Raw genomic sequence first — 12,762 nt, 5'->3', positions numbered from 1 at the left:
TTCATATAAAAGTCCGCTTTCAACTTCAATAAAGTTGAAAGCAGGACTGCAATATTATCCTTCTTTCGTTTCAGTATAAGAACCAGAATCAGCCGGATGATTTTTCCGTAACCTCATTTCAAGCTGTTCCAAGGATAACCCTTTCGTCTCCGGTACAAATTTCCATACAAACAAACCGGATAAGATACTCATGATCCCGTAAAAGCTGTACGTAAAGCCGCCGCTGAATTCCATCATCATCGGATACGTGGAAGATATGAAGTAGTTCGCCGCCCATTGAGCAGCAACAGCAATGGCGACCGCTTTTCCTCTGATTTTATTCGGGAAGATTTCTGAGATGAGTACCCAGACGATCGGTCCCCATGACATCATGAATGAGGCGGTGTAAATTATGATGAAAACGAGCGTCGCTACACCGATGGCGTTAGCATATGCGAGCCCTGCTACACCGAACATCCCGAGCGCCATCCCCGTAGAGCCAATGATCAATAAAGGTTTTCTACCGAATTTATCAACGGTCATTATAGCGATGATCGTGAAGACCACGTTGACAAGCCCCATGATGATTGTCTGGAACATGGAAGCATCACGGGCTGCTCCCATGCTTTCAAAAATACGGGGAGCATAATATAAAGCGACATTGATCCCTACAAACTGCTGGAATACGGACAAAAGAACCCCCACCACCACGATGGAAACCCCGAAGGAGAACAGTTTCCCCTTTTTTGTATCAAACGTTTGATTAATTTCATAGAGCGTCGCCTTGGCCATCGTCGCATCGTAAATTCTTTTCAAAATCTTCAGTGCCTCCTCCTGCTTCTGCTGGGAAGCTAGATAGCGAGGCGTTTCCGGAACCGTAAATAATAGAAGTAAAAATAGTAAAGCAGGTATGGCTTCGGAAGCGAACATGAGGCGCCAGCCTGTTTCATTGACCCATAGTTCTGTTTGTCCTTTGGCGATTCCCCAGTTGACGAAGTAGACCACCAGCATCCCGAAAATAATCGCGAATTGGTTCAGAGACACCAGGGTACCCCGGATGTGGGAGGGCGCAACTTCCCCGATGTACATCGGAGCGACCGCTGACGCCAGCCCTACACCGATTCCACCGATGATTCTATACAGGTTAAACGTTAAAAGCAGACCATATGTAGGCTCTCCCTTATTAAAAAACAAAACCTCTGGATAGGCCGATCCTAAAGCGGAAACTAAAAATAATACAGCCGCCAGAATTAAGGTCTTCTTTCTGCCAAACTTAGAAGCAAAAATCCCGGATAGCAACCCACCGATAATACAACCGATCAATGCACTGGAAACGGTGAGACCATGGGCAAGCGAACTTAAATTCAACCCATCAGCAAAGTACGTCTGTAATGAACCTTCTGCCCCGGAAATAACAGCCGTATCATAACCAAAAAGCAGTCCTCCGAGTGTAGCTACAAGTGTAATCATGACGATATAAACATTCTTATGCTTTTTCATATGCGTTGGAGCAGCAACTGCACCTACTCCTTCCACCCCTCCTTTGTAATCGTTTTCATGAATGTATCGTATCAACTCTGACTTAGTTTGTCCAGTGGATAAACTAAGTTTACCTGAATTCTTAAGATAGAGATTCTTTCAAATGGATCTCCCTCAACTTCTCCTCATGATTATCACGTACCCTTAATAAAATGGACATATATAGAAATTCCCAGGAGCATCAGAAGAATATATCCAAGGAGAGGAGTGACCCCCCTTTTTGATGAACGATCAAGGAAGATTTCATTCCCTAGCAAAATTAAAAAAGCAGCTGAAGAAAAGGTTCAAAGAAGAAACGTCCACTCCTCCACCATCCCCATCATCAAAGCATCAGGATCTGATCGCATCGATTCAAGACCGGACGAAAAAATTCAATATAAATAACGTGACACGTACCCAGGCTTATTTGACCTTTTATCAGCGTCACCCAGAAATAGAATGGGCGTTCCTCGGCCATATGGTATCACGTAATGGCGGTTGGAACATGACCGATCTGAAAGGTGAGTTCCTCTCAAAGCTGCTGAGCGAACAGGAGCAGTTCCAGTTTTTCTCCTTTTTAGAAAGGGGGAATTGGCTGATCTTTCAGGATGTCTATCCTCAATTCCTTCTCTATGAGGAGAGTAAGAAAAAACGGCGCCCTCTTTTTGATTTACTGCCCCATTTCCAGGTATCAACGTTTATGGAAGTCGTCTGGTCCTATTTTTGGAAAAGCATGGACCGGCAGACGCTTGCGACCGCGATGATTATCAACGAGCAGAGCTATTTGGAAAAGCGGGTGATTCAAAACCCCGCCTACAAACATACCGTTCTAGATACGATCATGTTTAAACTGCAGGATCTGCTGAACATGAGCCACATCTTATTTCCTTATACTCAAAAGCCGTTCACAAAAAATAGGCTCACCGGCCAAACCTTGAAGCAGTTTTCTTCTTTAGAAAAGCGCATTGAACTAGGAAAGCGTTTATACACGCTGCTTTTTTCAGACCAAAATTGGCTGCTTCAATTTCAAAGCTGGGCAGCAGCTACTCCTCATACAGGGTCACGTAAAGATTACTGGCCCCACCTGTTCAATGACGTAAAAGAGACGATACCCGGGGAGTTGTACATTCCCCAAACGAAGAACTGTACGCTAAGCAAAGGTGCCCGCCATATCTTCAGCCCACGTTTAGAGCACGCTTGGAAAAACAGCCGCCAAATGACGCCTGAAACCGGAGACTGGTTCACCGAATGGAGCGGAATCGATTGGCTAGAACCACATTCCGAAAACATACATGGAGAGATCAAACATGACTATTGTGAAGCCATTGAAAAACTCGAATGGACGGCCTTCACCAAAAAAATCCTTTTCCAACGGCAGCAGTAGTAACCGAACACTTCTGCCTTACCTTTTCCCAATGCTGGCCGCCTCCCTCCTGACCACGTACAGCGAATTATGGTTTACGGCCCGCGGCTACTACACGTTTCTCGCACGACCTTACCCCGCGATATTCCCCATCGATCTTAGATTCGCCTTACTCGTCATCCCAGCTCTCACCTTCTTCGCTTTATGGATGATGAATGCGATGAACCGTTTTGGGCGAATGGTTTTCATACTGGGCGGCGGTCTTCTTGCGATGCTTTCGGAACCGCTTATGGCAAAAGCGGGCTGGGTGGTTTTCCATTCTGAGTGGAAACACGTCTACTCCTTTTTTGGATATGCCGCTTTCCTATTGTTGATCAGATGGATGCATAGGTGGGCGGGTGGTCCATACAAGAAAAGTGAGGACTTCGATTAGATATTTGACGGTCAAAAGGAGCGATGAGCATGCTGAAGAAATTCGTAGACCCCCTTCCTGTCATGGAAACGATACACCCGGAGAGGATGATCCAGAACGCACCTTTTTTTGAAGTGACCATGAAAGAAACCGTACAGCAACTGCACAGGGATCTGCCGCCAACGAAAGTGTGGGGCTACAATGGACAGTATCCAGGTCCGACATTTCACGTGTGGAGACACCAGCCGATCCACGTCTTATGGAAAAATGAACTACCTGAGAAGCATTTCCTCCCCATTGATACGACGGTTCATGGGGCCGAGAAAGACAAACCGGAAGTACGGACAGTCGTGCACCTCCACGGAGGGGTGACGCCGGATACGAGTGACGGATATCCAGAAGCCTGGTTCACCCGAAATTTTCATCAAACGGGGCCCTTCTTTACAAATAAGCTCTATACGTACCCTAATCATCAGCACGCAGCAAACTTGTGGTACCACGACCATGCCATGGGAATCACGCGCCTTAATATTTACGCCGGGCTTGCCGGCATGTACATCATCCATGACGAGGAGGAAGCACGGTTAAATCTTCCATGCGGACCCTTCGACATTCCGCTTGTTATCCAGGACCGAACCTTTCACGAAAATGGGAGTCTCTTCTACCCCTCTCAACCCGATCCGCCATTGAAAACTCCCAATCCTTCCGTTATTCCTGACTTTTATGGAGATACGATTCTGGTCAATGGCAAAGTGTGGCCGTATTTGAACGTAGAGCCCAGGCGCTACCGTTTCCGTATTCTGAACGGATCCAATGCCCGCATCTATCGATATTCGCTTTCCAACGGCGCGCCTTTCATCCAAATCGGAACAGATCAAGGATTACTCGAAACGCCGGTCCTTGTCCATGATCTTGTATTAGCTCCGGCAGAACGAGCGGATGTAATCGTCGATTTTTCTAAAGGGTACGGCGAATCTATCGTAATGCGGAACGATTTTGAAACCGAAGGGGAAATACCGGACCCTGAGACGACAGGAACGATCATGCAGTTCCGCGTCGTCCATCCGCTGAGCTCTCGGGATTATAGTTCGGTACCAACACAGCTCGTGCCCGTACCGAAGCTCACCCATTATCAGCAGGTTCGGACATTACGCCTCAACATGCGGAAGGATTCCTACGGGCGGAACATTCACTTGTTGAATGACAGGCTGTGGTCGGACCCGGTTTCCGAAACCCCAAAACTTGGCCAGACAGAAGTATGGAACCTGGTCAATGACACAGAAGCCATCCACCCCATCCATCTACACCTCGTCCGCTTCCAAATAATCGACCGGCAACCTTTTGACCGTGCCCTGTTCAACCAAACAGGACGGATCGTCCCCACAGGACCACAAGCCCCACCAGATCTGAACGAAAGAGGGTGGAAAGACACCGTACGGGCACGACCTGGAGAAATCACACGCCTCATCATTCCCTTCGGCCCTTACCCTGGATTGTTCGTTTGGCACTGCCATATTTTAGAGCATGAAGATTATGAGATGATGCGTCCATATGTCGTCATCAAATAGGTCCATGAAAAAAGATGACGGGCTCCACGCTCGTCATCTTTATTAGAAGAGTAAAACCTTTATTAAGTTATCGTCCTTTGGGACTCTATGTCGATCAACCTTTTCTTTCGTGCGATTCCTCCGCCATACCCCCCTAAGGTTCCGTCACTGCGAATGACCCGGTGGCAGGGAACCACAAGAGCTATCTGATTTGCCCCATTGGCGCCAGCCACCGCACGCGTAGCCGTAGGCTTCCCCAGTTCGCAGGCAATGTCAGCATACGTACGGGTTTCACCAAAAGGAATCGCTCGCAATTTTGCCCACACCGTTTTTTGAAAAGGAGTTCCCAGCCATTTGATGGATGTTTTGAATTCTGTCAACTGTCCACTAAAATAAAGATCCAACTCCCGTTCAATGGATTGGATAGGCTCGGTTTTCCCTGGGATGATCGCTGCCTTCGTTTTCTTCCTGAGAACCTCAACCTCCCGTTCCAACCCACGACGGTCCACAAATTCGAGAAGATAAAGATCGGCGTCATCTGCGATCGCAATCATCGGCCCCATCCTTGTATCCACCCAAGAGACTTTAAGGATGCGATTTTCCTGAACCGACGTCGGGGCATCTCCCATAATGCGGGAGAAAGCATCCCTGAACCCACTGCTGGATTCATAGCCTGTGTCTAATTGTGCATCAATAACAGCCTGCCCCGATCTGATTTGTTTCATCGCAAGCCCCATTCTTCTTGCACGGGCGTACTGGACAAATGTCATCCCAAAACGCTTTTTAAATTGCCGGCGGGCCGTTGATTCGTCGACAGACAGTTCCCGGAAATCTTTCTCCCGCCATTTTTTCTCCGGGTTTTCTTCAACGGCCTGCACAAGCTTTTGAACAAGTTCGGAGACCTGGTTCGGGTGAGAAAGAGGCGTGCATCGTTTACAAGGACGAAACGAGGAGAGCAGCGCTTCCTGAGGAGTCATGAAAAATTCACAGTTCTCAAATTTAGGTTTCCTAGCCGGACATGTCGGACGGCAAAAAACGCCCGTACTCTTCACCCCTACAAAAAAAGAACCTTCATATTCGGTGTTTCTCTCCAGTAATGCTTGATAGAATTCTTTTTTCTTAAGCTCGTCGATCATCAGAACACCTCTCTACCAGTTTTCAAAGATCGGCTACTTCTATAGTATAGTAGGGTTTTGAATTTCCGCCGCCGATAATCAGGCATTGATTTTTTCTTGTATGCGTTCATCCTCCATCTTTCGAATGCTGGAGGAACCACTCATACAACTTTGGATTTTCAAAAGTGTCCGTCCAGGAATCATGCCCTACCCCTTCATAGATCGTCAAAAGAACCTGTCCTCCCTGCTCTTCTACCGCTTCCACCATCTCGAGCGACCGTCTTAAAGGTACAACATGATCCTCATCACCATGAAAGGCCCAAATAGGAATATTCTTTAAGCGTTCTGCCATTCCTACATCCCCTCCCCCACAAACAGGGGCAATCGCTGCAAAACGTTCGGGAGACTTAGCGGCTAGATGCCACGTACCGAATCCTCCCATACTTAAACCCGTGAGGTATATGCGCGACGGATCTACATGGTGTTCCGATTGGATTTCATTCAGCAGGTTGTTTAAAGGCTCAAGTTCCTCCGTCCAGTAGGAATTCTCGGAGCACTGGGGAGAAACAACGATGAAGGGAAAATCTCCTATCGCTTCTATTTCTTTAGGAATACCCTGGGTCTTTACACGCTCTAAGTCAGAACCACTTTCGTCTCTTCCATGTAAAAAGAGAATGAGCGGCCATTTTTCATCACTCTCCAGGCGATAGTTTTCAGGTAAATGCAATAGATACTTCAGAGGGGTTTCTCCCTGGTATTGTCCTTTTACTTGGCCATGTTTTTGCAAGATTCATTCCTCCTTTATGCGATTCATTGACCGGATGTACTATTTCTCTATTCCTGCCACCCCGAATCCCCCGGGTCCAGAATGGGTCGAAATCATACCGCCTGCCTGGATCCATCTCACATTCTGGAAACCGTGATCTTTGGCAGCTTTCTCGAGTCTCTGCTTGATTTTTTCGTCTAGTCCAATAGAGTAGATCAAATAGAGTTGCTCACGATCCAAATTGAATTCACTCAAGTAATCGTTCAAGAGTTTCACCGTTGCTCCACTCATGTTCCCCCGGTACTTCTTTGTAGACATAAGCTTCCCATCTTTCAACTCGATGCAAGGCTTTATTTTCAGTACAGCCCCTATGAGAGAAGCCATATTACTGACCCTACCTCCAGCTTTGAGGAACTCCAGGCTGCCAGGGATGAATGCAAGCCTTGTTTTAGGAACGATGGCCTCTATTTGCTCAACGAGCCGTGCCGGGACAATATCCGGTTCTTTCTCTAATAACTCCGCAGCATACCCTACAATCGCAGCTAATCCCCCCGTAACATTCAGAGCATCAATAAGAAAAATGTCTTCAAATTCCTCAGCAGCTAGGACAGCATTTTGAAAAGAAGAGGACGCTTTTGAAGTATATCCAATATGAACAATGATACAGTCCGGGAATTTATCTTTTATGGTAGAAAAAAACTCTTGGTACTCATGAGCATTGGTGGAGGTTGTAGAGGGTATTTTCTTCGTGCTTCTGTAATAATCATAGATTTGCTCGACTGGCAAGGAACCATCTAAATAATCCTTACCGTCCATGATAATGTGCATAGGGACGACTTGAACATCATACCTTTCGGCTAGTTCAGCTGGTAAGTCAGCCCCGCTTTCAGTCGATAAAATGATTCTTCGCATGCTGTTTCCCCCTTGGTTATCGTTTTAGTCTATGTTCCCTGTTCCTCGTCTATATTTCACTATACACGAAACCCTCTCATTCTCCTTGTGATCACTTATCCATCACCGCCACCAAACAGGTGAGACTATGTCTGAGATTATCTCTTTAGTAGGAATTAGAATGGTAGAGAATCTTGATGATTTACCAACACCCAGTCTTCAAAAGGTCGTACTGGATACAGCTTTCAATAACAATCACTCCATAACTCAGGGTGAACCATTCCTTGTTTACATTCAATTTCCAGGGGTATAGATGATACATAGCACTGAATTTTACCTATTTTTTCAAATGAGGTAGAGTTCTGAAAGGAGAGAAAAATGAAGAAGCTGACATCTGTATTCTGGATCACGCTTGCTATTACATTGTTTGCATCGGTGTGGGGATCCCTTGCACCTGCGAACTTCGAAACCATATCAGCAAGCGTAAAGAACTACATCTCCATTCACTTTGGATGGTACTACTTACTGATCGTATCTCTGTTCGTCATCGTATGTTTATACTTAATTTTCAGCCCGTACGGAAAGATAAAACTCGGAAAACCAAACGACAAACCTGACTACAGTTATTCTACATGGTTTGCCATGTTATTCAGCGCCGGCATGGGTATAGGTCTGGTATTTTATGGTGCCGCTTCCCCCGTCTCCCACTTTATAAAAACTCCTCCACTTGCAGAACCAGGAACGACGGAAGCGATCCGTGACTCTATGCGGATCACCTTTTTTCACTACGGTGTTCATGCTTGGGCCATATATGCGATCGTCGCATTAATCCTCGCCTATTTTAAATTCCGCCATGGAAAACCTGGATTAATCAGTGCTACTTTAGAGCCTGTCTTCGGGGATAAAATGAAAGGTCCCTGGGGGAAAGCCATTGATGTAATCGCCGTATTCGCTACCATTGTCGGTGTCGCCACAACGCTTGGCTTCGGTGCTGCTCAAATTAACGGCGGACTCACTTACCTATTGGATATCGAAAAACAGTTCTGGGTTCAGCTCGTGATTATTGTCGTAGTGACCGGCTTGTTTATGCTTTCCGCCTATACGGGTCTCAGTAAAGGAATTAAGTATTTGAGTAACGCCAATATGGGACTTGCTGCTATTTTATTTATTACGATGCTCGTGATCGGACCCACCGTTTATATCGCCAATACTTTCACAGATACCCTTGGATCCTATATTCAAACGCTTGCAACCGAGAGCTTACGTCTCAATCCAAACAGTGAAGAAGAGCGTCAATGGGTGATGGATTGGACCGTCTTCTTCTGGGCATGGTGGATCGCCTGGGCCCCTTTTGTAGGGATATTTATTGCGCGTGTATCCAAAGGTCGTTCCATTCGCGAATTTTTATCCGGGGTTCTTTTAGTCCCTTCTGTCGTCAGCTTTCTTTGGATGACAGCCTTTGGAGCCACAGGCATTCAAACCCAGCAAGATGGCGCGGATATCGCTAGTCTTCCGGACGAACAGGTACTGTTCGGCGTCTTTGAGCAGTTTCCTCTCAGCGTATTCTTATCCATCATAGCTATGATGTTGATCGGGACCTTTTTCATCACGTCTGCCGATTCAGCCACCTTCGTTCTCGGTATGCAGACGACTAATGGATCGCTTAACCCACCGAAAACAGTGAAATTCGTCTGGGGGATTGCGCAGTCAACCATCGCTGCTGTTCTTTTATACACAGGAGGGCTGACAGCCTTACAGAATGCTTTGATCGCTGCCGCCTTCCCTTTCTCGTTCATTATGCTGCTGATGGTCTACTCGCTGTTCAAGGCCCTGCGTGCTGATCGAGCAGCACTTCAAAAGAGCGACGAGAATACTACAGATCAATCAGCCTGAAAAAAGCCTGCAGCCGCTCACTTAAACATTAGTGAAGTAGCTGCAGGCGCTTTTTATCCTTGCTCATTTTCGAACAACACAACCATTTCTTCCGGATAATCAATGAACGGGTTCCGATTTCCCTGAAGCTCATAAATCGCCTGGTTCCGGTGAAGCTCATAGAGTTCAGGAGGTTCATTCCTGTGCCACTCCAGCATGAGATCCACATCTATTTCCCCTCTATGATTTCGTTCCATACCACCCGGATATCTCAATAAAAAATAAAGCATTGCTCGAGCCACCGTGCCTTTAGCGAATTCCGGTTCAAATAATTCATCCTCTGCTTTCCCGCATTGATCTTCGATTCGAAGAACCCCCGCCTCTTGTCCAGCTGGATAATCCAGAAAATCATGATAAGGATAATTACTTCTAATAGAATTACAGAGAGGTTCACATGTAAATAACTGATGCAGATCCCCCCGCATAGGCTCCTGCGCGTCATACCAGGATTGAGGAACGGCATGTTCACAATTGTATTTAAAAGCGCTAACAGCCTCTGCCATCACATGCAGCAGATCCTCTCCCTCATTGCCTGATCTAATTTTCTGCTCACGTTTCCGGGAAGCCACACAATCTTCCTGGATGACATCCTCCGGCTCCCTCACCTCTCCTGAATAGATGCTCTGCAGCTTCCCGTCAGGTCGCAGATCTACCCAAGGATAAACGTGTGAGCTCGGGTCATAGCGTAAGTAATTCTCATGTGTCCCTTGGATTAATCCCTTCACTTGCTCCAACACCGTGCTGACATCAGTATTCGAAAAGTCAACGGAAGCATAATATTCTTGTTTCGTTTGATTGTTTTTACTTTCATCAAAGTAGACCTTTTGATCTTTTTCTATCGCTGCTTTATTACTCTTTACTTGTTTAATGAGTTGGTCTATTCTTTCGGAGTCCGGTGATACGGAAATCGCCTGGCTGATTATTTTATCCACTTTGATCCCTCCTCTAATAATTTCTACAAGGTGTTACCTTCTTCTTCCCCCTCTTACTCTATGCATTCCATTCATTCGATAAAATCCCCTTTTAAAGAGAGCAAAAAAACAAGAAAGGGTTCAAAGAAATCAAACGAGTTTTAGTTACATCCTTAAGAAAGGTATATTCTACTATTATGAAATGACAATGACAGCCACAACCCATGATGATAATAATGGTTTATTAGAAAATAAAATTAAAAAGATGACGAGTATTTGCTCGTCATCTTTTTATAAAGGAGAGGAAGTAAAACAACCAGAATTCAGGAAAACACAAAAAGTTCCAGTAAATGTTCATGTAATTATAAAATATTATTGGCTATTTGTTCGTCAAGTACCGTCAGGATATTTTCAAAGCTTTGAGCGTTCCATGCAGCTCTACCAATAAACAATCCATTTACGTTAGGGCTATGAATATAATCTAAAAAATTATTCTGGTTGACACTCCCTCCAAACAATAGAGGGATATTAAAACTACTTTCTTCGAACATTTCTTCTAGTACTTCGCGGATAAAGTGATGGATGTATGAAACATAGGCTGGATCAGCAGGGACACCTTTCTCCCCAATAGCCCAAACAGGTTCATAAGCTACCAATACTTTCTCGGCTTGTTCTTTAGATATACCTTTTAAACAAGTTTTTAATTGCATAGCTATCGTTTCTCGTGAAATAGCAAAATTTTTTTGTTCAATATTCTCTCCTATACAAACCAGAGGTGAAAATCCAGAATTTAAGGCTGCATGTACCTTTTTGTTGATATCCTGATCATTTTCGTTATAGTACTGTCTACGCTCTGAATGACCAAGTTCTACTATATCAACACCTATCTCCTGAAGCATTTTAGGTGAAATTTCGCCTGTGTACGCCCCCTCATTTTCCCAGTGCATATTTTGTGCTCCAAGATGGATTCGGGTTTGCACAAGGGAGTCTTGCAAAGGTATTAAAGAAGTGAAAGAAGGAATAAAAAACATCTCTATACGCGAAGAGATTTTTTCAGAGACCGGTATCAGATTTTCTGTATAGGTTAATCCCTCTTCAATACTCTTCGTCATTTTCCAGTTTGTTCCAATCCAATTTTTATTCATTTGTTGCTTCATCTTTCACCCATTCTTTCATTGACTTGAAGATAATAAAAACTGTGGTAGCACCAGCATCCTGATAACCAATAGATCGTTCGCCTAATGATTTTGCTCGCCCAAATTTCGCAACATATTCCTTAGTATCTTCAACACCTTTTTCAGCTAGATATTCAGCATGTTCCAAAGCATCTACTAAAAGATCAGACTTACCAGCACTTTCTTTCAGCCCTTCTACGGCAGGCTCCAGAGCATCAATTAATGTCTTATCACCAAGGCTTGCTTTACCTCTTATTTTAATCGCTTCTAAAGATTTCTCGAAGATTCCAGCTAATGTATCCGCATTCATTTCTTTATAAGCGTCGAGTCCTTTAACTCCTCCCATAAACATAGTGCCAAATATTACCCCCGATGCTCCTCCCATTGACTGAACCATCGACATCCCGATTGTCTTAAATACTTCATTGATCGTTGAGAATTCTTTTTCACTTAAATTTTCAGCAGCAGCTTTGAATCCAATAGACATCCCTGTGCCGTGATCGCCATCACCGATTGCGCTATCGATTTTAGTTAAATATGACTTGTTTTCCCTTACTTTTTCTCCAACGTATAAAAACATGTCTTTAACCTGACTGACATTTTTATTTCTCCTTAGGCTTTAGAAATATTATAAATTTTACGTTAGTCAAAGCAATAACGGCTGAAAAAAAGGAATTAGGCTCGTTTGACTCTTAATTTTTCTAAGCGTTCCATTTGTATTTTTGAACGAGGATTTTTAATACTTAGATTTCGCATAACAACACTTAGAAGTAAAAAAGATAAGAGCTGTCACTAGAAACTGCTCCGCAATATATTATGGAAAGTAGTCTATTTAAGAAGGTACTAATATAATAGACAGCTCACTTTCTTCTATATAGATATGCAACTTATTGGTCTTCTTTCTCTCCAAATAGTTCCTGATTTCTTTAGGAACATAGATACGGCCTTTTCTTCCTATAGTACTTATTACATCAAGGGTATTATTTGAAGCGAGCTTAATAACAACATTATTATTATTCACTCTTAGTGATACTATAAGTCCTTCTTCTATATATAATTTTCTTTTCCATTTAACTGGAATGGTGAAATCACTTTTCTTAGTAAGATCTATAATTTTTTGAGTTGATATCATGCTTTTTCCTCTCAATACTTT

Annotated in this window: 12 protein-coding genes; 4 read left to right on the top strand and 8 right to left on the bottom strand. The window is 44.3% G+C overall.

The genetic code is table 11. The features are described from left to right. Window positions 1-54: 54 nt before the first annotated feature. Window positions 55-1,479: a D-xylose transporter XylE gene (xylE, locus tag ACXADE_RS02500; RefSeq protein WP_474982178.1), complete on the bottom strand. Its 1,425-nt coding sequence runs from the start codon at window positions 1,477-1,479 to the stop codon at window positions 55-57. A gap of 262 nt (window positions 1,480-1,741) precedes the next feature. On the opposite strand from xylE, the gene ACXADE_RS02495 reads away from it, so the two are divergent. From ACXADE_RS02495 to ACXADE_RS02485, 3 genes are read left to right on the top strand one after another with little or no spacing between them, the layout of a single operon-like run. Next, window positions 1,742-2,881, top strand: coding sequence for a DUF2515 family protein (locus ACXADE_RS02495; RefSeq protein WP_474982177.1), 1,140 nt, complete (start codon window positions 1,742-1,744; stop codon window positions 2,879-2,881). Continuing rightward, entirely contained in the window at window positions 2,805-3,293 is a 489-nt protein-coding gene (locus tag ACXADE_RS02490; RefSeq protein WP_474978937.1) for a CBO0543 family protein, read from the top strand. The genes ACXADE_RS02495 and ACXADE_RS02490 overlap by 77 nt, the downstream gene beginning before the upstream one ends. A gap of 29 nt (window positions 3,294-3,322) precedes the next feature. Further along, the gene (locus ACXADE_RS02485; RefSeq protein WP_474978936.1) at window positions 3,323-4,840 is read left to right on the top strand and encodes a multicopper oxidase family protein; all 1,518 of its coding nucleotides are present in this window, start codon (window positions 3,323-3,325) and stop codon (window positions 4,838-4,840) included. A gap of 62 nt (window positions 4,841-4,902) precedes the next feature. Here ACXADE_RS02485 and ACXADE_RS02480 read toward each other — a convergent pair whose 3' ends face one another. The 3 genes from ACXADE_RS02480 to ACXADE_RS02470 all read right to left on the bottom strand — a co-directional run bounded on the left by ACXADE_RS02480 (window position 4,903) and on the right by ACXADE_RS02470 (window position 7,612). Then, window positions 4,903-5,955 (bottom strand): bifunctional transcriptional activator/DNA repair enzyme AdaA, encoded by a 1,053-nt coding sequence (locus ACXADE_RS02480; protein WP_474978935.1) that lies wholly within the window; start codon window positions 5,953-5,955, stop codon window positions 4,903-4,905. 106 nt (window positions 5,956-6,061) lie between these two features. Continuing rightward, window positions 6,062-6,721: a carboxylesterase family protein gene (locus tag ACXADE_RS02475; protein WP_474978934.1), complete on the bottom strand. Its 660-nt coding sequence runs from the start codon at window positions 6,719-6,721 to the stop codon at window positions 6,062-6,064. A 39-nt stretch (window positions 6,722-6,760) separates the two neighbouring features. Then, on the bottom strand, window positions 6,761-7,612 hold the full coding sequence (locus ACXADE_RS02470; RefSeq protein ID WP_474978933.1) for a DegV family protein: 852 nt from the start codon (window positions 7,610-7,612) through the stop codon (window positions 6,761-6,763). A gap of 357 nt (window positions 7,613-7,969) precedes the next feature. Here ACXADE_RS02470 and ACXADE_RS02465 point away from each other — a divergent pair, with 357 nt between their 5' ends. Next, complete coding sequence (locus tag ACXADE_RS02465; RefSeq protein WP_474978932.1) at window positions 7,970-9,484, top strand: glycine betaine uptake BCCT transporter; 1,515 nt, start codon at window positions 7,970-7,972, stop codon at window positions 9,482-9,484. A 53-nt stretch (window positions 9,485-9,537) separates the two neighbouring features. Here ACXADE_RS02465 and ACXADE_RS02460 read toward each other — a convergent pair whose 3' ends face one another. From ACXADE_RS02460 to ACXADE_RS02445, 4 genes are all read right to left on the bottom strand, one after another. Further along, a complete protein-coding gene (locus ACXADE_RS02460) occupies window positions 9,538-10,455 on the bottom strand; it encodes an endonuclease I family protein (RefSeq protein ID WP_474978931.1) in 918 nt (305 codons plus the stop codon). Between the two features lie 341 nt (window positions 10,456-10,796). Further along, the gene (locus ACXADE_RS02455) at window positions 10,797-11,591 is read right to left on the bottom strand and encodes a triose-phosphate isomerase (RefSeq protein ID WP_474978930.1); all 795 of its coding nucleotides are present in this window, start codon (window positions 11,589-11,591) and stop codon (window positions 10,797-10,799) included. Beyond that, window positions 11,572-12,189, bottom strand: a complete 618-nt coding sequence (dhaL, locus tag ACXADE_RS02450) for a dihydroxyacetone kinase subunit DhaL (protein WP_474978929.1) — start codon at window positions 12,187-12,189, stop codon at window positions 11,572-11,574. Before dhaL ends, ACXADE_RS02455 begins: the two co-directional genes overlap by 20 nt. Before the next feature lie 252 nt (window positions 12,190-12,441). Next, on the bottom strand, window positions 12,442-12,741 hold the full coding sequence (locus ACXADE_RS02445; RefSeq protein WP_474978928.1) for a hypothetical protein: 300 nt from the start codon (window positions 12,739-12,741) through the stop codon (window positions 12,442-12,444). Window positions 12,742-12,762: the final 21 nt, after the last annotated feature.

The sequence above is a fragment of the Halobacillus sp. ABR2_026 genome, assembly GCF_056158545.1.
The sequence above is the reverse complement of the archived record's forward strand: the minus strand, read 5'-3'. Positions and strand labels throughout refer to the sequence as shown.

What these genes read in the sequence shown, in the direction of transcription:
- ACXADE_RS02490 (WP_474978937.1), top strand. Translation starts at nt 2,805, where the DNA reads ATGACTATTGTGAAGCCATTGAAAAACTCGAATGGACGGCCTTCACCA.
- ACXADE_RS02445 (WP_474978928.1), bottom strand. Translation starts at nt 12,741, where the DNA reads ATGATATCAACTCAAAAAATTATAGATCTTACTAAGAAAAGTGATTTC.
- ACXADE_RS02485 (WP_474978936.1), top strand. Translation starts at nt 3,323, where the DNA reads ATGCTGAAGAAATTCGTAGACCCCCTTCCTGTCATGGAAACGATACAC.
- ACXADE_RS02470 (WP_474978933.1), bottom strand. Translation starts at nt 7,612, where the DNA reads ATGCGAAGAATCATTTTATCGACTGAAAGCGGGGCTGACTTACCAGCT.
- ACXADE_RS02465 (WP_474978932.1), top strand. Translation starts at nt 7,970, where the DNA reads ATGAAGAAGCTGACATCTGTATTCTGGATCACGCTTGCTATTACATTG.
- ACXADE_RS02480 (WP_474978935.1), bottom strand. Translation starts at nt 5,955, where the DNA reads ATGATCGACGAGCTTAAGAAAAAAGAATTCTATCAAGCATTACTGGAG.
- dhaL (WP_474978929.1), bottom strand. Translation starts at nt 12,189, where the DNA reads ATGTTTTTATACGTTGGAGAAAAAGTAAGGGAAAACAAGTCATATTTA.
- ACXADE_RS02495 (WP_474982177.1), top strand. Translation starts at nt 1,742, where the DNA reads ATGAACGATCAAGGAAGATTTCATTCCCTAGCAAAATTAAAAAAGCAG.
- xylE (WP_474982178.1), bottom strand. Translation starts at nt 1,479, where the DNA reads ATGAAAAAGCATAAGAATGTTTATATCGTCATGATTACACTTGTAGCT.
- ACXADE_RS02455 (WP_474978930.1), bottom strand. Translation starts at nt 11,591, where the DNA reads ATGAAGCAACAAATGAATAAAAATTGGATTGGAACAAACTGGAAAATG.